This is a genomic window from Spirillospora sp. CA-294931 (genome assembly GCF_050946795.1).
GTDB lineage: Bacteria > Actinomycetota > Actinomycetes > Streptosporangiales > Streptosporangiaceae > Spirillospora.
Window position 1 is genome coordinate 7603595 of record NZ_CP192006.1, and the last position, 16267, is coordinate 7619861.

Below are 16267 nucleotides of genomic sequence, written 5' to 3' on the forward strand. Positions count from 1 at the left end.
GCGGGTTTGCCGGGTTGCCGGGTTGCCGGGATGTTTCAGCGCTTTTCGGGTCGTCGTGCGTGTCAGGTCAGGCATGGTGTTCGACCCAGAACACGTTTCGGTTGCCCCTGTCGTGTTTGGCGGAGCGGATGACGTAGTCGCCGCGCCAGCGTCCGGCTTGGCCGGTGAGGAGCCGGCCGAGGGAGACCGGATTGGGTAGGCGGCCGGTGGGGGTGGTGATGAACTGGCCTTCCCACCGGTCGTGGTCTTCAAAGCCGATGCGGTCGGGTTCGGCGGAGCGGCGTAGTTCGGCGGCGGTCATTGGTTCGGTGCCGTGCAGGTGGTGCCAGCAGGACATGAACGCGCGCCAGCGGGTTTCGTCTTCGTCGATGTCGCGGACGTCGGCGGCGTTGGCCAGGAACCCTTCGATGCCGTGGTGGGCCAGGAACCCGCCCAGAGCTTGGGCCCACGGGGTGAACTGCCGCATCGAGAGAGTGTCGGCGCGTGGCGCGCCTTGCCGGGTCCAGTCCAGGACCAGGACCAGCAGGTGCCACAGCACGGTGAGCTGGTTGGACGGTGCGGTGATCCACTGGTCCAGGTGCGGGATGCCGAAGCGGGATTGGTCGCGTTGTTCGGGGCGGGGCATGTTGGGGTCCAGGTGGACGCGGACGGTGCGGGAGGCCATGTCTCCGCCGACTTGGAGGTTGTTGCCGGTGGCCATCCATAGCCGGTCGTTGACGGTGGCGATGTTGCGGGACGCGCCCAACTGCCGGTCCGACCACACCCCGGCGGTGACCAGCAGGGCGAGGGTGGCCGAGTCGATGACGGTGCCTTCGGCAAGGTTGTCCCACACCACCACCCCGACCTGTTCGGCCAGCACCGCGGTGATGCTCTTACGCAGTTCTTCTTCGGTGTAGGCCCAGGGGATGACGCGCTGTCCGTAGAGCATGCCGGGGCCGCCGGTCAGGATGGACTTGCCGGAGGCGGGCATGGTCGCGTCGATCAACGCGAACGGTGTCAGGGAGCGGGTGAAGTGCCGCAAGATTGGCGTGACCAGCAGCGCGATGTAGTTCGCGCGGTCGGCGGGACTGGCCCAGGGGAAGTCGCGCAGGAACCGGAAGATCAGGAAGTCTCTGGCGGTGGCGACTTGCTCTGGGCTGGGGTGGTCCGGGACGGGTGGCAGGTCGACCTTTGAGGCCAGGTACAGGCCGGTGCCGGGGTCGTAGCCGGGGCGTTGGAGCAGGGTGCCGTCACGGCGGAGCACCGGCGCGCCGATGACGCCACGTAGCGGCAGCAGGCCCGGCCAGGTCTTGCCCGCCAGCACCGAGGACAGGATGTCGCGGGGCGGGGTGATCTCTTCCTCGTACATCTCGGGGTCGCCGTTGCCGTTCTTGCGGGTGCGGACTCGGTAGACGTAGGCGTGTTCGGCCAGCAGCCCAGCCAGGTTGGCGGGTGTGATCGGGCTGGCGGTGACCGGCAACGGTGAGTCTTCGTCGGCGGCCGGGGACGTCTGCCCTCCCGAGACGGTTTCCATGTGGACCAGGGACCCGCCTGACACGTAGGTGTCGGGCAGTTCGTTGTTGGCCAGAGCGGCCTTGAGGACGCGGATGGTCTCGGGGCCGGACCCGGCTTGCAGGCGTGGCGCGCTCATGCGGGAACCTTCCGTGGTCGTTGCGCACCAGCGCGGAACCCGGACCGGATGGTCCGCAGCGCGGCCACTTCGCCCTGGCCGGTGCCGCAAGCGGCGTCCAGCAGCAGCCGTTCGGTGTCCTCGGCGTCCAGCGCGCCACCGGCGACCAGTTGGCCCAGGGCGACGGCCGCGCCGTACAGGGTGGCGTTGCGGCGGCCCTGCGGCGCGGCGGCGACCGCGTCCAGGCTGGCTTTGATCGCGGCGTCCAGGTACGCGCCGCGCCGTCCGGTGTTCAGGCTCACCACCACGGGCCGTTGCGGCGGCAGCGGAGCCGGGCGGAGCCGTTCGGCCAGCCAGCTGGGCAGCGGCGCCGGGGCGGGGGTGTGGATCGGGGTGTAGGAGCCGGTGCCGTCCGGCAGGTCAACGAAGCTGCCGGGGCCGACGACGTATCCGCCGTCGGCGCGGGTGTCGACCTTCCAGCCCAGCCCGTTACCGCGATCGTCGGAGGTGTTGGTGAGCCGGACGCCGTCGGGAGCGGTGAAGTACAGGTGGAACCCGCCGCGCCGGGTGCGGACCTGGAAGGTCTCCAGCGGCACCGGCTCCCCCGCCTCCGCGCACACCTCGGCGAACACGTCGGCGCCGTCGTTGACGCCCGGCAGCGCCCACCGCACCGGCGGCCGCTCGCCGGGCTTGGGCACGTCCAGGTCGACCACCACCAGGCGCGACGGGCCGCACGCGATCCCGACGTTGTAGGGGCGCCGCGCCCACATCCGCCGGATCACCTCGGGGTCGGTGGTCGCCACCCGCGACCAACGCACACCCTTGACCGGCTCCTTGTCGCCGATGGCCACGGGGAACACGTGCCAGCCGCGCGCGGCAGCGGCCAGCGCATAGCGGGACAGCGCACTGGCGTCGGGTCGCGGGAGGGCGGGAGTGGTCATGCTGCCCTCCCGGTGTGGGTGCTGGCGAACAGTTCGGTTTGCTGGCCTCGCGCGGTCAAGCTGGCCAGGAGCCGGTTGCGCCACCTGGTGGCGAAGATCAGACAGTTGGCGCAGTTACGGTGAGTGGTGCAGCCGGGCAGGGGCGGCAGGCGCCGCGCGGTGTAGGACCATGCCATGGAGTCGGCGGATGCCAGCTGGTGGCCGTAGCGGTGCAACCCGCCGGTCTTGACACCGAACCCGTGCAGCCGTAGCCCACGGTCGGCCAGCGCGGCGACGATGTGACCGATCTCGGCAGTGGACTGGCGACGGCACACCGACCCCAACCCCACCCGGGGCAGGGCAGCCAGGTCAACCCCCGACGACCGGTACAACTCGGCGCAATACAGGTACTCCGGCAGCGCCCAGCCCTGCACCGTCGGCATGAGCGTGCGAGCCGGTACGCCATAGCGCGGCAACAGCTCCCGCAACTCCAGATAGTTGGCCACGGTGCGGTACTGGTGCTCACGCACACTCAGCCCGGTGCGCTCGACCATGAACGGCTCACACATCCAGTCCTGAGCCGCGATGAAGTCGAACGCGCCCGCCTGGTCGGTGTAGCGGGCGACGGCGTCGGCGTACTGCTCCGGCGTGGTGACCCACCGGCCGTTCAGCGAGATCTCGGTGAAGCCACCCGAGTCCAACGCTTTGCGGCACGTCGCCAGACGCAGCCGCGCCTTGCGCGCCAGCTGGCGATGCGAGACGAACAGCGGGAACTCAACGGTCCACAGCCAGTGCGGCTGGTGGGCTCCCAGGTAGAACAGCGGGTGGCTCATGCGGCTTGCCCCCTGGCGGGCGTCAGTGGCTGGGGCGTTGGGGTGGGTGGGCAGGTCTGGCCGGTCAGGTTCCGTGCGGCCTCGGCGCTGATCAGCCCTTGCTGAGCCCAGGTGTCGATCAGGTCAGGGGCGCCGGTGCTGGGTGCGGGGCAGGAGGAGCACAGCCGCCCCGCGACAGCGCCGGGTGTGACGGGCTGGCCGGTGCCGGGTTTGCGGCCCCACTTGCAGTTGGCGATCCCCAGGTCGACGGCCTGCTTCTCCAGCGAGCGGATGCGGTAGGCGGTGCGGGGGTACCAGGTTTCGATCTCGTCCAGTTCGCGGGGTTTGGCGTAGGCGCCGCACAGGCATTCGCCGGACATGTGCAGGTGGTCGGCGACTTCGTTGCGGGGTAGCAGGTACCGGCGGCGGTACTCGTTCATCTGGGTGTTGGTGAAGTGCACGATCGGTGAGCACCACACGATGCCGCCTTGCGGGTCGATCTCGGCGGCGTTGCGGAACCGGCGGTCGGACTCGTCCCATCGCATCCCGGCCAGGTAGAGCACCTTGCGGGTCCGGCCCGAGGTGCCGATCACCGCCGCGCGGTTGCGCTGCAACGGCTCGTCCTTGAGCCGCCGGTACATCACCTGGTGCCCGGCCGGGCCGGGGAACCCCACCCACACCGCTCGCTTGCCCGCGTTGGGCCCGGTGCGGGCGATCACCCGGCCCAGGACCAGGTCTTCGTAGGAGTCGCGGGGGTGCAGTTCGCGCAACGGCAGCCCCCATCCGGCCGCGAGGTCGCGGACATGCTGGCGGGTGTCGTCGATCCCGATCCCGGTGTTGACGTGGACCATCGCATCGTGCGGTGAGGAGTCCAGATAGTCGTGGACCAGGTGGGCCAGGACGGTGGAGTCGTTGCCGCCCGACACCAGCACCTGCCGGGCCACGATCGGGTACCGGTCCAGCGCTTCGGCGATGATGTCGTGTGCCCGGGTGATCGCCTCATCCAGCGTCCGCGCGGGCGGAGTCGTGTCGGCCTTGTCCGGGAGTCCTCCGATGGTGTCGGGCATTCCGGGCAGCATCGTGGCTTCGATGATCCGGCGACCCATCTCAGGCCTCCCCAGGCACGACGATCAGGCCGTCGGGAGTGTGGAGGTATTCGTGGCCCCACTCGCACAGCCACAGGTCGCCGTTGTGCTCGGGGGCGAGCGCGGCCCAGGTTGTGATCTGGCTGCCGCAGAACGGGCAGTCGGGGCCGTGCAGCACCGGCCAGTGCGTGACGGGGATGGCCCACTCGGTGCAGCAGGCTCCGCACTCCCACAGGTTCACCGGCTGGCTGGTGTCCAGGCTGACGGCAGGACCCGACCAAGTCACCTCGCCTACCGACTCGCTATCGCAGGAGGGGCAGATGGGCGGGGCCAGGGTGGGCCATTGCTGAACGGGCGGGAAGATCGGCGCTTGGTGCGTCATGATGGGTGTGCCTCTTTCCAGGGCTCTCGGCGCGGTCTTCGGGTCGCGTTGTGGTCCGTGATCGGTTGGGGCAGGGGCGGTCCGGCGGCGTGCTTGGTGGCTTGGCGCCGGACCGCCCGCTCTCGTTCGTGGCGGGGTTAGCGGGTGCAGTGCGGGCAGGGCCGCCGGGTGAGTAGACCGGGGACGGTTCCAGCCCCACGGCAGCGGCGGCAGGTGCGGGGGCGAAGCGCCCACCGGATCAGCGCGATGGTGGCGATGATCGCGAACAGGACTGCGGCTAGGTCATAGCCGCCGGAGGCGCTGCCGCCCGTAGCGGTGGGCGGTGTCGTGGTGGTCGCGGTGGTGGTCATGGGTGGTCTTCCGTGCGTCGGGGGTGGGTGGATCGGTCGGTGGCCTTTCGGTCGCGTTTGCGGCGGCGTTCTTTGGCGCGTTCGGCGCGGACCGACAGCACGGTGCGGTGTGCGGTGCGGGAGCCGAGACGTTGGGTGCGGCCGGTGCCTGAGCAGCGGGTGCAGGGGCCGAAGCGGCGGCGGTTGCTGCCGGTTTTGCGGCCGGTGCCTGAGCAGCGGCGGCAGGGCCGGAAGGGGTAGGTGTAGACGCTGCACGCCCACACGGTGAGCGCGGCCATGGCCAGCAGGGTCACGGTGATCACGAGTTGGGGTGTCCTTACTGGTGTGGGAGGGGGCAGGCGGCTTGTCCGGCGGGGAACCCCTCCGCGTAGCCGTGGGTGTGGCCTTGTTCGAAGCCCTGCCGGTAGCCCTCTTCGGTGCCGATGGCGCGGCCTTCGGCGTGGGCGTCTTTCCACGCGATGCAGGCGTAGCGGCGGCAGTCGTTGTCGTGGCAGGTGCGGTAGTCGTGGGCGGGCTTGGACGGCGCGGACTTGGGCGAGGCGGACTTGCTCGCTGGGCGGGTGGTGGCCTTGGGTCGCTGGCTGGTGGCGGCTTGGCGGCGCGCCTTTTGCTGGCGTTTGCGTTCGGCGTCTTGGCGGCGGGCGGCCGCCGCCTTGCGCTTTTTGAGGTCGGTCGAGATGCGGCAGGTGTGGTTGAGGCCGCGAGCCTTACCGCAGGTGCGGCAGGTCGCGGTCACGCGCGCCTTGAGCCGGGTCTTGGCGGGCTTGGTACGGCGGTCCATGCGGACGCGGCAGGAGTGGGTGAGGCCGCGGGGCTTGCCGCACCGGCCGCACTTGAGTACCTGGATGTTCAGGGCCATGGGAGTCCTCACGTCGTGGTTGCGGGGCGGGGGCCGCGACCCGCGACCGTGCAGGTCAGAACGGATCGGCAGGTCGCGGCTGGTCGCGGGCATCGGTGTTTGCGCAGGTCGCGGCGGGTCGCGTCACCGCGACCGGGTCGCGGCCCGATCAGCGATTCGCAGTGGCGCCAGTGGTGTGGGCGGCGTGCTGGACGGCGGTCTTGCGGCATCCCTTGCGTGGCGTTTTGGCGCCGTTGCGCTTGACGTCCACGCTGGGGACACCCAGTGCGCGGCACTGCGCGGAGACCGCGTCGGCGGTGGTGTCGGCCCACCGGTCGGGGAACTGGTCGGCGAGCCGGTCGGCCAGATCGGTCCAGTGCAGGCCGGGGTCGGCGCCGAACACCGTCAGGACGTCGGCGAGCACGTCTTGTTCGGGGATGCCGGTGTCCTTACCGGCGGCCTGCCCGGTCAGGGTTCCGGCGCGGGTGCGCAGGTTGCGTGCGGCGGTGAGGATCTTTTCGGCGTCTCCGTGGTCGGCCAGGTGGGTGCGGACGGTGGGGGTGTAGTCGGCGGCGCCGTACAGGTACCCCACTCCCAGGTAGGGCTTGCCGACCGGCAGCGCGGAGGCGTCGAACCCTTCGGAGTAGGCGTCTCCGCCCAAGACGGCGTCGGAGACGTTGCGGTTGCCGCACTTGAGCGCGAACCGCACGTCGTGGTTGTCGCGGTAGCGGTTGAACAGCCGCCCGACGTCACCGGCGCCGACCCCGGACGGCTTTTGTGAGCTGGACAGCACGATCACGCCCGAGGACGGCCCGGCGGCCTTAATGTCGGACAGCAGCGCGGCGATCTCTTTGTTGGTGTCCTGGTCGGGCAGTTCGAAGTAGCGCTGGAACTCCTCCATCACCAGCAGCCACACAAACAGCTTCTTGGGGTACTTGCGGCATAGCTCCTCAGTCAGCTTGCCCTCGGGGCATTCATCGGTGGACAGGGTGCCCAGGAAGGTGTTCACGTCGTTGATGTGCTTGCGGATCTCGGCCAGGGCGGCGATCAGTTGCGGGATCGGGTCACCCTCGCGCGGGTCGGGCACGTCGCCCCAGATGAAGTGGTGGGCGATCAGGCGGAACTTCAACCAGTCCGAGGACTTCTTGCCGTCCACCACGCTGATCCGCACCGAGGGGTCCAGGGCTGCGAACAGAGCCAGCAGCCGCGCGGCGAAGGTCTTGCCCTTGCGTGGCTGCGCCCCGACCAGGATCGAGGTCCACAGCAGCAGCAGGGTGACCTTGCGGCCGTGTTCGTCCAGCCCGAACGGCGCGGGCTGCCAGATGTTGCGGGGCTTGCAGTCCAGCAGCGGCGTCTTCCCGGCCGGGACGGCGAGCGGGTCGCGGTCGGTCACCGTCAGGGTGTGCCGCCGGTGGCTGGTCTGGTCGTGGCTCAGGTAGACCTGTGAGGGCGCCACGTCCAGGCCGGAGGCAAGGTCGTCCTTGGCCTTGACCACGGCATCGAACCCGGTCCCGTGTGGGAGCACGACCTTGACCTGCGAGCCCTCCCCTTCCTTGGTGCGGGACATGGTGGTCTCGAAGGTGACCTGCTGGCCGGGCTTGTCGGGGTGGCCCAGACCAGCGGCGTAGTAGGCGCGTAGCACCACATCGTGGTTGAGCACCCGGAACCGTGGCACGGTCATCGCCGGGACGATGATCGGGTGATCGGCGGGGCGGCCCAGGTGCGCCAGCCACGGCACCACCACAGCGGCGGCCGCAGCCCACCCCCACCACGGCGCAGCCTTGACCAGCAGCAACACACCGGCCAGCACCCCAAACAGCTGCCCGGCCAGGATCCAGCCGCGCACCCGGCGGGTCTCTTTGACCTCGCGGTGCAGCTTGTACCACTCGCGGGAATCGCCCTGCGCCACGGCCAGCGAGCGCAGGTAGTCCTGTTCCGACACCCACCACCACGACAATTGCCGGTCGATCAGGCGCCACAGCCCCACGACCCCCCACAGCACCGACAGCAGCAGGTAGCGGGGTGCGCGGACACCGTGGAACGCGGCGCGGTGTGCCAGCCGCCGAAAGTGCCGGCCGATGGCCTCACCGACTCCGCCGACGCTGCGCAGGTTCTCCGGGATGACCGGGTAGGCATCACCGTCGGGGTCGGGCAGCAGGTACCCCAACCCATCGTCCACCGGCTCGGGGTCGGTACCGGGGTCGGGGTCAAGCTGCACCTCAAAGGAGGTGTCGACGTCGGCGTCGACGGCGTCCGGGCTGGTCTGGTCCGGCACGATGGCGGCGGCCGGGGTGTCCAGTTCGGGCCCTGGGTCGTCCTGACTTGGGTCGGGGGTGTCGGGTTGGTTGCCCGGGAGGGGCAGGGGGACGACTTCCCCCATGGGCTTGGCGAAGGGCGTGTTCATCGCAGGTCATCTCCCTCGGCAGGGTCCGAAGTGGAGTCGCCGACGGCGTCCGGAGCGGGGTTGGCGTTGCGCAGGGCGCGGCGGTGGGACTTGACCGTGGTCTCCCCCAGCCCCAAGGCGGCCGCGATCTGCTTGACGGTGGCGCCGGGGTGGGCGTCCATGTATTCGGCGATCCTGTGGCGGGTGCTCGCACCGACCGCGCGGCGAGCCTGCACAGCAGGCACGACCCGATCCGGCCCCTCAGGGGCGCCCTGGCGTCGCGGCGGCCGCGCGGTGTCGGGCTGGTCCTGGTCGCGGTCGATCTGGCCCGGCGGCTTCGACCCCTGTGAGAGCGGGGGTTCGTCGGTCGGCGGAGTGAGGGCCGCGCCCTGCGGAGCGTCCCCGGCCGGGGCAGGGGTCGACGAAACCGCCCCTTCCTCCGGCGGGGGCTGGTCGGCCAGGAACGCCGCGATCTTCTCCACCGTCACCCGGCCAGTGCGCGCCACCCACTCCTCAGCAGGGTCGGCCGCGTTGCCCGGCGCGCTTTCACCTCGGACGCGCTCGACGGCGCGACGCACCCCGGGCCTGCGCATGAGGTCGGCCCATCCCTGGTCGACGTCGAATTCCTCTAGCGCCGCGTCCGGCACCGTCTCGGTGTCGTCCTGGCCAGACTCGTTGGGCTCGGTGGTCGGGCGGGTAGCCCTGGCCGGGGCCTGAAGGTCCATGTCGGCCAGTCGCGGCACCGGCCGCCGGTCGTCGCCCTGGCCTTCGTGCCAGGGGTCGGCCTCAGAGATCGAGCCGTCCACCAGGCCGATCAGGTGCGCCACCAACGCCGCACCCACAGGGCCGATGGCATGAGCGAACATCGCGCCAGGGATCGCCCACCCCGACACCGGCGCGTGCTCGCCGGGCAGCGCAGCGATCAGATTCAGGAAGACCGAGACGGTCAGGCACCCAGCGCCGATCCTCTCAGCCGTCGCGGCGAGCTTCCCACCGGACGCGGCCAGACGGGCGCGGACGTAGATGATCCAGCACACAACGCCGATCAACAGCGCCTCAAGGCCCCACAGCACCCACCACACCGGGCTCCCAGAGCTGACGTTCATCAGCCGCGCGGCGCCCTGCTGCACACCGGTGGTGCTCCACAGCCCAAACCCCAGCAACAGCGGGACCAGCACCTTCAGGTTCACTCCGCGCAGCCGCTCCAACCGCAGCGCGCGGGCCTCGCCCGAGCGCGCCATCAGACTGCTCAGGCGGGTGCGCTCACCGGCCGCGCGGTACTCGCGATACAGCCGCGACAAATCGGCGGTCGCGGCGGCGTCGGCCTCCTGCTCCGCCCGATCCAGGTCACTCATCCTCTGGTCGGCGACGACGTCCGCGCGGGCACGGCCGTGACCGGCCTCCGCCCGCACACGCGCCAACTCATCCGCGCGGCGCGCGTCGTCCAACGCGCGCTCGCGCGCCAACTCGCGGGCCAACTCGACCGGATCGGTCACCGCCGCGCCGGTACCGGCCTCGCGGGTCTCCTTGCGGTTGAATCCCTTCATCGGACGGTCCTCCTGTCCTGGTCAATGCCGTGCTCGGGGTCATAAGCGGTGTCGTGGCCGGTGCGGACCGCGTTCGGCGCGGGCTGGTAGTCGGTGTCCAGCGCGGCCGCCATCACGGCCCGGCCACACGGCTCACACCGGAAGTGCACCGGGCCGCCGTCCAGCGGAGTGCGGCAGGTCGGGCACCGCTTGACCGGGCCAGTCCGCAGCAACGGACGAGGCGCGGGGTAGCGGGTCGGGGTGTCGTTGGGGTTCGTGATCGGTCGGGACGCGGCAGGATCGGCGGCGTGATAGCTGGTGGCTTGGGCGCCGATCCCCTCCGGCGGACGGGGAGCCGTCTGGTGGGTGTTCACCGGGCTCGCCCCTTGGCGCATCGGGGGTAGGCCGCGCCGACCGGGCACCGCGTCCGCTGAGCCTTCTTGGCGCGGATCTTGACCGGCGAGCCACCAGCGTCGGGCCGCACAGGCAGCCGGTACCGGGTGACCTTGTTGTGGTGCTTGTCGCGGTCGACCACCGTCCCGGACGGCCCACCCGGATCCTCGGGAGCGAACCCCTTGGCCTCACAGCCGCACAGCGCGACCACGGCCACCGCCAGGAACAGCACGGCGAGCACGACACGGATCTTGTTCGGAGCGTTCATGCTGCTGAGACCTCCATCTCAGGTGCGCAGTCCAGGCAGACACCCAGACGGCGGGACAGGACGTAACCGGCATCGCGACCGCAGTCGGGGCACGTGCGCCGCGCGGCCATCGCCTTGTCCAGCGCGGCGCGCTGCCCGGCGGTCGGGACGCGCTTGGGCAGGGCGAGGCGGACGTCGTACAGGTAGGCGGCGCGGATCCCACCAGTTCGGGAGCGGTAGCGGTTGGAGCGCCACAGCACCTGACCGGCGACGGGCTGACCGCCGGGGCGTAGACCACGCGCGGCCAGCTGGCGGAGGGTGAGCAGGTGCGGCGGCGCCATCCGCCACGGCCACGTGGGGAGCCTGTACCGGGCACCGGCCGGGTCGAAGAACATCGCAGACGAACGGCGGCGCGACATCACCCCACCCCCAGCGCACTAGCCAGGGCGACGCTGGCCACGCCCAGAGCGAGCGCCACGACCGCGATCACGGTCCGGATCAGCGCCTCGCCCACGATCGCGGCCAGCGCGGTCCGAAGCTGGGTGTTCACGCCGACACCCCCGCCACCACATCCGCCCCGCGAACGCTGGCGTCGGCCGGGCCGGGCGTGAAGATCGTGGACCAGATCTCCACGTGCACGCCGTCCCGGGTGGTTTCCACCCACACCCGGGTGCTCCTAGAGGTGGAGTGGGTGCCGAAAGGCTCGGAGTGGATCGCGATCGGCTCGCCGGACCCGCTGAAGAACGTCGCCCACTGATGCAGGTGGGCCAAGGTGGTGGCATCGGCACCGACGTAGTCCAGGTGCGCTTCCACGCGACCGTCTTCCGTGCTCCAGGTGAAGACGGCGGGCATGCCATCGACAGCGGCCAAGGCGGCGGCGGTCAGCAGCGCGGCGGCATGCCGCTTGTTCGGCGAATCGGCGAGGTCGGTGGCGGGCTGGGTCTTGTCGTTGTGGCTGGTCATCGAGTCCTCCAGGCGGGCGGGTTGGGTGGTCTGGCGTTCCGTGGGGCGGCCCGACCTGAAGTCGGTGGGCCGGGCCGCCCGGACGCAGCGTCAGCACTCGGGCCGGGTGAACCATCCGCAGTTGGGGCAGTGACCGCCGCTGTAGGTGGCGCCGCAAACCGAACAGGTCGGCAGCAGAGCCGTCGAGAGACGGCCGAGGGTGCGCTTGCGGGACCGGGAGAGCTGGGAAAGCATGTAGGTGCTCCGTTCTGACTGGTCTTGCTGGCTTGGTCGGGGTCGGGGCGCCCGGGTGGCGGGAGTGTTCTTTGGCGGAATGGGCCCGCTACCCGGGGCGCAGCTACTTCGTGCCGGATTTGCCGTCGGCGGCGTCCCGGATCTTCTTGGGCTCACCGTCGGGCCAGCTGGACGACTTGCCCTTAGCGGCATCCGTGGGCTTGGCAGCCATCAGGGGCTTCCTTCCATTCAGGTGGCGGGAACGGGGGCTTCTGCCGTTCCACCCCGCGCCCGCCCACAGCGGCGGGCACGAGATGCAGCGCCAAAGCACCGTGCGCGTGTTCAGCAGTTCGGGCAGCGGACTTCGCCCTTGCCGCCGCAGCCACGGCACTTGATCGTGAACTCGTCGTTGTTGTCGGCGAAGTAGCCCTGGTCACAGCGACTGGGACAACAGACACGCTTGGTGTCGTCGCACTCGATGCAGCCCACCAGGCAGTTCTTGGGGCCGGGGCAGTTGCTCAGCTTGCAGCGGGAACAGGCCATGGTTCAGGCACCCCCGGAGGTGCGCGGGGTGGTGACGCGGCCTGACTTGGACTCGGCGTCGACACTGACCGCGTTCCAGCGCAGCATCGCGGCGTCGGCGGTGATGGTGATGTCACCGGACATCGACCGGGCGCGGATCTCCGCGATGTCGGTGACGTGGACCCCGATGTCACCGGACTTGGAATGCAGGTTCACGCTGCCCCAGCAGTTGGGCAGCCTCACCGACCCGTTCATGCTGGTGATCCGCGCTTCCTCACTGCGGTTTAGCTGGACGCTCCCCGACACGGTGTGCACCACCGCAACGGCGGTCACCTCGGCGAACACATCCCCCGAGGTCGACTTAGCGTCCAGGTGCAAGGTCGAGTCCACCGCGACGTCACCAGAGACGGTGACGGTGTCGACGTCGCAGTACTCGCCGACCGCGCGCACGTCCGCCGACTCCGTCCGCACCGCGACCTGGCAGTCCTCCGGGACCCGCGCGATGACCTCGATCGTCCCCGAACCGGCGCCGAGCACCGTCCCCGAACCGGACACGGCAACTCCGTCGATGACCAGGTCACCGCTCACTGCAAGCACACCGGAGTTGGTGATCGTGAGGCCGGTCACCGAAGCGCCGGCCGGGATCGTGGTCCCAACATCGCCGATCACCGTGCGCCCCGTGGAGGCGACCGCGGGCACCGTCACCGACAGGGTGTCGGACGGGGTATCCCACAGCACCACCGCCGCCTCAACAGCGTCGGCCAGGTGAGCGGCGTCGCCGGTCGTGGTGATCGTCACCTCGGCGTACTCGGTGGCGCGATCAGCGACGATGGTGACCTTGCCCACCGGCAGGTCAACGTTGAGGTGTATTGGTCCGGGGCGCTGCGCGGTCAAGGTACGAGAGGTCATCACTCGTCTACTCCTTGGTTGTGGGTGATCGTCAGTTCCTCCGCACGCGTCCACGTCGGGCTCGTGTGCTCCCAGGCCACGAAGACCCACAGCACGTACCGGCGGGACCGCGCCGCACCGTCGATCCGGAACGAGCGGCCCCGGTCGGTGGCGACCGTGCCGACCCATTCCGGGTGCCAGCGGTGCCGCACGCTGGCGCCGGGACCGGCCTTGCTGGCCAGGGCGCGGTATGCGTGCGTGGCGGCCGTCCGGCTGGTGAAGACTCCGATCGGCTCCAACTCGGTGGGCGACTCGACGTCGTCGAGGTGACTGATCAGTGCCAGCAGCCGCGCCTCGACCTCTTCCAAGGTCGCCTGCCTGTTGACGGTCTCGACCCAAGCCGCCTGAATCCGGTCGGTGATCTGCTCCAACTCAGCTCTGATCTGGCTCGGAGTCATCGCCATCACGCCACCTCCGCCAGGTCGTCGTCAGCCAGCGCAGCGAGTTCGGCAGCGGTGTAACCGGCCCACACCCCGAACTCGGGGCGGACCCGCATCGCCAGCTCGAAACACTCGGCGTGCAGCGGGCAGGTTTCGCACACCTCGGCGGCGACCAGTTCACGGGCCGCTTGCTCCTCGGGCGACTCGACGTCCGGGCCAATGTGCAAATCAGGGTCGAAGCGGCACTGCGCGCCGGTGACGGGCTCACCACGCAGATCCAGGACGGGGGACATGGGCACCTCGTTGGGGGGGTCCGTGATCGGTCGGGACGCGGTCTCGGCGGCGTGCTTGGTGGTGGCTTGAGCGCCGACGACCGCAGGCAGGTGGCGGGTCATGTCGTTCAGCCCAGCGAGCCGGAGAACGTCGTGATCGCGAAGATGACCTTGTTGACCAGGCCGGCGGCCCGCTCCGGGTTGTTGATCGCGAAGATGGCGAGCGCCACACCGGCGATCCACTGCGGGATGTTGCTGGACTTCTGCGGGAACACGGCTGAACCTCCATGTGTTACTAGCGCCAGTATTAGCGCTAATTTTGGCGCTGTCAACAGCGCTGGTCTTCTGGGTACGCTGTCCGTGCGGATTGGGGTGTGACCCCCCTGGTCAGGAGGGCTCTGTGGGCAACTGGGAAGCTGTTGCAGATGTGATCAACACTCGGATGAAGGACCGAGGGATCACCCAGCGGGAGCTGGCGGAGAAGTCGGGCGTCTCTCCGGCGACCCTTCGCCAGATCCAGAAGGGGGAGCCCCGCCAGCGGTCGCGATCAACCCTCGCAGCGATCTCCCGAGCGCTCGGTTTCCCCGACGACAGGCTGCGGGATATCTCAGTGCGCGTTGACTTGACCAATGCGAGCGGCGATGACGCTGACCCGCCCCTCAGCCACATCAAGGAAGAGATCTCCGATCTGAGAAAGCGCGTCGAGGCACTCGAAGCAAACCTTCCGAAGGAAAAGGCGGTCGAGTGAGAATCCACGGGCCTCTTGATACGGCGGAGCGTACGATCGATGCTTGCGAGTGCCATGCATCCAACGATCAGGCACTCAAGCCCCGAACTGAAGAGGTTCCGTACCGACACCATGACAGTCGGTAAACGCGGATTGGGGAGACAACGTGGCCCGTCCTGAGCGCCGCCTGACCCCTGACAAGTCAGCCCTTGATCGGCTCGGCTACGAGCTTCGGGAGCTACGCAAAGCACGGAAGCTCTCTCAGGCGCGCTTGGCCAAGATGGTGCACGTCAGCGACGACACGATTCAGAAGAGTGAGACCGCCCAACGGCGCCCGGCACGTGACCTTGTGAAGCGGCTAGACGTGGCCTTGGACGCTGGTGGCTGCCTGCTACGGCTACTGGACGACGTCGACCGTGAGAGCCGACACACCGACAGACACACCGGCGATACCGACAACTCCACTGTCGGTATTCCGGGCATACGTCCCGGGGTCCATCTCGTTCCTGCTGAGGACATGATGGCCATGTACGCCGACCTGTCGGCACCGACCGGCCTGAGCACGGACGGCGGGGCCTTGCCGACTGTGTTGAACGGGCTCGACCTGGCCCCGACTGGCGAGGAGTTGGTCATGGTTCCATGTCGGACCCCTGACGGAGGGATCACCTGGATGTCTGTCCCGCGCAGAGCGTTCCTCATAGGAGGTATGGGGGTCGCTGGCGCCGCGATGGTCGGCGCAAGCGAATCAGGCGCTGCCGCATCCCCTCGGTCCGCCCCCGTCGTCGACGGAAGTCAAGTCGCGCATTTCAAGCACATGCGCAGGGTCCTCATGGACAGTGACAACCTCTTCGGCCCCCGGCGCGTAATCACGACGCTCGAACAACAACTCAGGCAGATGCAATACCTCCGCCAGAACGGGCGAGGGTCTACCGACCACCACAACGAACTTGTCAGCATCCAGACACAGTTCGCCGATCTTTGCGGGTGGCTCCACCAGGACTCAGGCCACTTCCGTGAGGCTCAATTCTGGCTTGACCGCGCCCTAGAGTGGGCGCACACCTCCTGCGACACTGAAGCAGCGGCATTCATCCTGGCGCGTAAGAGCCAGCTGGCTGGCGACGCAGGGGACGCCGCTACCAGCATCGGCGTCGCGCACGCAGCGATTGCCATGGCCAAGCCGAACAGTCGAGCCAAGGCCATCGCGATGACCTATGCGGGGCACGGTCACGCACTCTCAGGTGACAAAGCAGCCAGCCAACGCGCGTACGACAAAGCCCGGGAACTACTCGGCAGCGTCTCGGACACCGGACTCCAATACGGCTTCTTCCTTGACGCTCCGTACATAGAAGTCCAACGCGCCCGCAGCCTCGCCACCCTCGGCGAGCACGGCGCAGCCGCGCAGAGGTTCCAAGAGGCCATCGTGTCTCTTCCGGAAGGGTTCCATCGCGACAAGGGCGTCTACCTGGCTCGCGAGGCAATCGCACACGCATGTGCTGAAGAGATTGATCGCGCGGCCGAGGTCGGGCTCAAAGCTCTCTCTATCGGCGCAGAGACGGGTTCAAGTCGCATCCTCACCGAACTAGACGGGCTGAGCGCCTCACTCCAGAAATGGAGCGACGTTCCCGCCGCAACCGAGTTCCGCAACGCCATGAGGAACCAGCAGCGAACCTGACTGGCAAACAGCGCACCAAAACCCA

General features: G+C 69.3%; 21 protein-coding genes. 2 read left to right on the forward strand and 19 right to left on the reverse strand.

Annotated features, from left to right (window positions below; translation table 11 throughout):
- Window positions 1–67: 67 nt before the first annotated feature.
- From ACQPY4_RS34425 to ACQPY4_RS34515, 19 genes are all read right to left on the reverse strand, one after another.
- Window positions 68–1630, reverse strand: coding sequence for a hypothetical protein (locus tag ACQPY4_RS34425; RefSeq protein ID WP_433328199.1), 1563 nt, complete (start codon window positions 1628–1630; stop codon window positions 68–70).
- On the reverse strand, window positions 1627–2550 hold the full coding sequence (locus ACQPY4_RS34430) for a bifunctional DNA primase/polymerase (protein WP_433328201.1): 924 nt from the start codon (window positions 2548–2550) through the stop codon (window positions 1627–1629). Before ACQPY4_RS34430 ends, ACQPY4_RS34425 begins: the two co-directional genes overlap by 4 nt.
- Window positions 2547–3362, reverse strand: coding sequence for a DUF7221 family queuine tRNA-ribosyltransferase-like protein (locus ACQPY4_RS34435; protein WP_433328203.1), 816 nt, complete (start codon window positions 3360–3362; stop codon window positions 2547–2549). The genes ACQPY4_RS34430 and ACQPY4_RS34435 overlap by 4 nt, the downstream gene beginning before the upstream one ends.
- The gene (locus tag ACQPY4_RS34440; protein ID WP_433328205.1) at window positions 3359–4447 is read right to left on the reverse strand and encodes a hypothetical protein; all 1089 of its coding nucleotides are present in this window, start codon (window positions 4445–4447) and stop codon (window positions 3359–3361) included. The genes ACQPY4_RS34435 and ACQPY4_RS34440 overlap by 4 nt, the downstream gene beginning before the upstream one ends.
- Window position 4448: 1 nt before the next feature.
- Window positions 4449–4712: a hypothetical protein gene (locus ACQPY4_RS34445; protein WP_433328207.1), complete on the reverse strand. Its 264-nt coding sequence runs from the start codon at window positions 4710–4712 to the stop codon at window positions 4449–4451.
- A gap of 233 nt (window positions 4713–4945) precedes the next feature.
- On the reverse strand, window positions 4946–5158 hold the full coding sequence (locus tag ACQPY4_RS34450) for a hypothetical protein (RefSeq protein ID WP_433328209.1): 213 nt from the start codon (window positions 5156–5158) through the stop codon (window positions 4946–4948).
- Window positions 5155–5460 (reverse strand): hypothetical protein, encoded by a 306-nt coding sequence (locus tag ACQPY4_RS34455; protein ID WP_433328211.1) that lies wholly within the window; start codon window positions 5458–5460, stop codon window positions 5155–5157. Before ACQPY4_RS34455 ends, ACQPY4_RS34450 begins: the two co-directional genes overlap by 4 nt.
- Window positions 5461–5474: 14 nt before the next feature.
- On the reverse strand, window positions 5475–6017 hold the full coding sequence (locus tag ACQPY4_RS34460) for a hypothetical protein (protein ID WP_433328213.1): 543 nt from the start codon (window positions 6015–6017) through the stop codon (window positions 5475–5477).
- A gap of 148 nt (window positions 6018–6165) precedes the next feature.
- A complete protein-coding gene (locus ACQPY4_RS34465; RefSeq protein ID WP_433328215.1) occupies window positions 6166–8400 on the reverse strand; it encodes a hypothetical protein in 2235 nt (744 codons plus the stop codon).
- A complete protein-coding gene (locus ACQPY4_RS34470) occupies window positions 8397–9926 on the reverse strand; it encodes a hypothetical protein (protein ID WP_433328217.1) in 1530 nt (509 codons plus the stop codon). Before ACQPY4_RS34470 ends, ACQPY4_RS34465 begins: the two co-directional genes overlap by 4 nt.
- Window positions 9923–10279 carry a hypothetical protein gene (locus ACQPY4_RS34475; RefSeq protein ID WP_433328219.1) on the reverse strand — a complete coding sequence of 119 codons (357 nt, stop codon included), beginning with the start codon at window positions 10277–10279 and terminating at the stop codon, window positions 9923–9925. Before ACQPY4_RS34475 ends, ACQPY4_RS34470 begins: the two co-directional genes overlap by 4 nt.
- Complete coding sequence (locus tag ACQPY4_RS34480; RefSeq protein WP_433328221.1) at window positions 10276–10566, reverse strand: hypothetical protein; 291 nt, start codon at window positions 10564–10566, stop codon at window positions 10276–10278. The genes ACQPY4_RS34475 and ACQPY4_RS34480 overlap by 4 nt, the downstream gene beginning before the upstream one ends.
- Window positions 10563–10964, reverse strand: a complete 402-nt coding sequence (locus ACQPY4_RS34485) for an RRQRL motif-containing zinc-binding protein (RefSeq protein ID WP_433328223.1) — start codon at window positions 10962–10964, stop codon at window positions 10563–10565. The genes ACQPY4_RS34480 and ACQPY4_RS34485 overlap by 4 nt, the downstream gene beginning before the upstream one ends.
- The gene (locus ACQPY4_RS34490) at window positions 10964–11095 is read right to left on the reverse strand and encodes a hypothetical protein (RefSeq protein ID WP_433328225.1); all 132 of its coding nucleotides are present in this window, start codon (window positions 11093–11095) and stop codon (window positions 10964–10966) included. Before ACQPY4_RS34490 ends, ACQPY4_RS34485 begins: the two co-directional genes overlap by 1 nt.
- The gene (locus ACQPY4_RS34495; RefSeq protein ID WP_433328227.1) at window positions 11092–11508 is read right to left on the reverse strand and encodes a hypothetical protein; all 417 of its coding nucleotides are present in this window, start codon (window positions 11506–11508) and stop codon (window positions 11092–11094) included. Before ACQPY4_RS34495 ends, ACQPY4_RS34490 begins: the two co-directional genes overlap by 4 nt.
- Before the next feature lie 759 nt (window positions 11509–12267).
- Window positions 12268–13152, reverse strand: a complete 885-nt coding sequence (locus ACQPY4_RS34500; protein WP_433328229.1) for a DUF4097 family beta strand repeat-containing protein — start codon at window positions 13150–13152, stop codon at window positions 12268–12270.
- Window positions 13152–13595: a hypothetical protein gene (locus ACQPY4_RS34505; RefSeq protein ID WP_433328231.1), complete on the reverse strand. Its 444-nt coding sequence runs from the start codon at window positions 13593–13595 to the stop codon at window positions 13152–13154. Before ACQPY4_RS34505 ends, ACQPY4_RS34500 begins: the two co-directional genes overlap by 1 nt.
- Window positions 13595–13966, reverse strand: coding sequence for a WhiB family transcriptional regulator (locus ACQPY4_RS34510; RefSeq protein ID WP_433328233.1), 372 nt, complete (start codon window positions 13964–13966; stop codon window positions 13595–13597). The genes ACQPY4_RS34505 and ACQPY4_RS34510 overlap by 1 nt, the downstream gene beginning before the upstream one ends.
- A 5-nt stretch (window positions 13967–13971) precedes the next feature.
- The gene (locus ACQPY4_RS34515; RefSeq protein ID WP_433328235.1) at window positions 13972–14118 is read right to left on the reverse strand and encodes a hypothetical protein; all 147 of its coding nucleotides are present in this window, start codon (window positions 14116–14118) and stop codon (window positions 13972–13974) included.
- Window positions 14119–14243: 125 nt separating this feature from the next.
- Here ACQPY4_RS34515 and ACQPY4_RS34520 point away from each other — a divergent pair, with 125 nt between their 5' ends.
- Both ACQPY4_RS34520 and ACQPY4_RS34525 read left to right on the forward strand, forming a co-directional pair.
- Window positions 14244–14591 (forward strand): helix-turn-helix domain-containing protein, encoded by a 348-nt coding sequence (locus ACQPY4_RS34520; RefSeq protein ID WP_433328237.1) that lies wholly within the window; start codon window positions 14244–14246, stop codon window positions 14589–14591.
- 145 nt (window positions 14592–14736) lie between these two features.
- A complete protein-coding gene (locus ACQPY4_RS34525) occupies window positions 14737–16242 on the forward strand; it encodes a helix-turn-helix domain-containing protein (protein WP_433328239.1) in 1506 nt (501 codons plus the stop codon).
- Window positions 16243–16267 lie beyond the last annotated feature (25 nt).

Bases quoted from the DNA above. Each gene is read 5' to 3' on its own strand.
- ACQPY4_RS34435 (WP_433328203.1), bottom strand. From the start codon at position 3,362: ATGAGCCACCCGCTGTTCTACCTGGGAGCCCACCAGCCGCACTGGCTG.
- ACQPY4_RS34495 (WP_433328227.1), bottom strand. From the start codon at position 11,508: ATGACCAGCCACAACGACAAGACCCAGCCCGCCACCGACCTCGCCGAT.
- ACQPY4_RS34465 (WP_433328215.1), bottom strand. From the start codon at position 8,400: ATGAACACGCCCTTCGCCAAGCCCATGGGGGAAGTCGTCCCCCTGCCC.
- ACQPY4_RS34505 (WP_433328231.1), bottom strand. From the start codon at position 13,595: ATGGCGATGACTCCGAGCCAGATCAGAGCTGAGTTGGAGCAGATCACC.
- ACQPY4_RS34460 (WP_433328213.1), bottom strand. From the start codon at position 6,017: ATGGCCCTGAACATCCAGGTACTCAAGTGCGGCCGGTGCGGCAAGCCC.
- ACQPY4_RS34440 (WP_433328205.1), bottom strand. From the start codon at position 4,447: ATGGGTCGCCGGATCATCGAAGCCACGATGCTGCCCGGAATGCCCGAC.
- ACQPY4_RS34480 (WP_433328221.1), bottom strand. From the start codon at position 10,566: ATGAACGCTCCGAACAAGATCCGTGTCGTGCTCGCCGTGCTGTTCCTG.
- ACQPY4_RS34450 (WP_433328209.1), bottom strand. From the start codon at position 5,158: ATGACCACCACCGCGACCACCACGACACCGCCCACCGCTACGGGCGGC.
- ACQPY4_RS34470 (WP_433328217.1), bottom strand. From the start codon at position 9,926: ATGAAGGGATTCAACCGCAAGGAGACCCGCGAGGCCGGTACCGGCGCG.
- ACQPY4_RS34485 (WP_433328223.1), bottom strand. From the start codon at position 10,964: ATGTCGCGCCGCCGTTCGTCTGCGATGTTCTTCGACCCGGCCGGTGCC.
- ACQPY4_RS34430 (WP_433328201.1), bottom strand. From the start codon at position 2,550: ATGACCACTCCCGCCCTCCCGCGACCCGACGCCAGTGCGCTGTCCCGC.
- ACQPY4_RS34510 (WP_433328233.1), bottom strand. From the start codon at position 13,966: ATGACCCGCCACCTGCCTGCGGTCGTCGGCGCTCAAGCCACCACCAAG.
- ACQPY4_RS34425 (WP_433328199.1), bottom strand. From the start codon at position 1,630: ATGAGCGCGCCACGCCTGCAAGCCGGGTCCGGCCCCGAGACCATCCGC.
- ACQPY4_RS34500 (WP_433328229.1), bottom strand. From the start codon at position 13,152: ATGACCTCTCGTACCTTGACCGCGCAGCGCCCCGGACCAATACACCTC.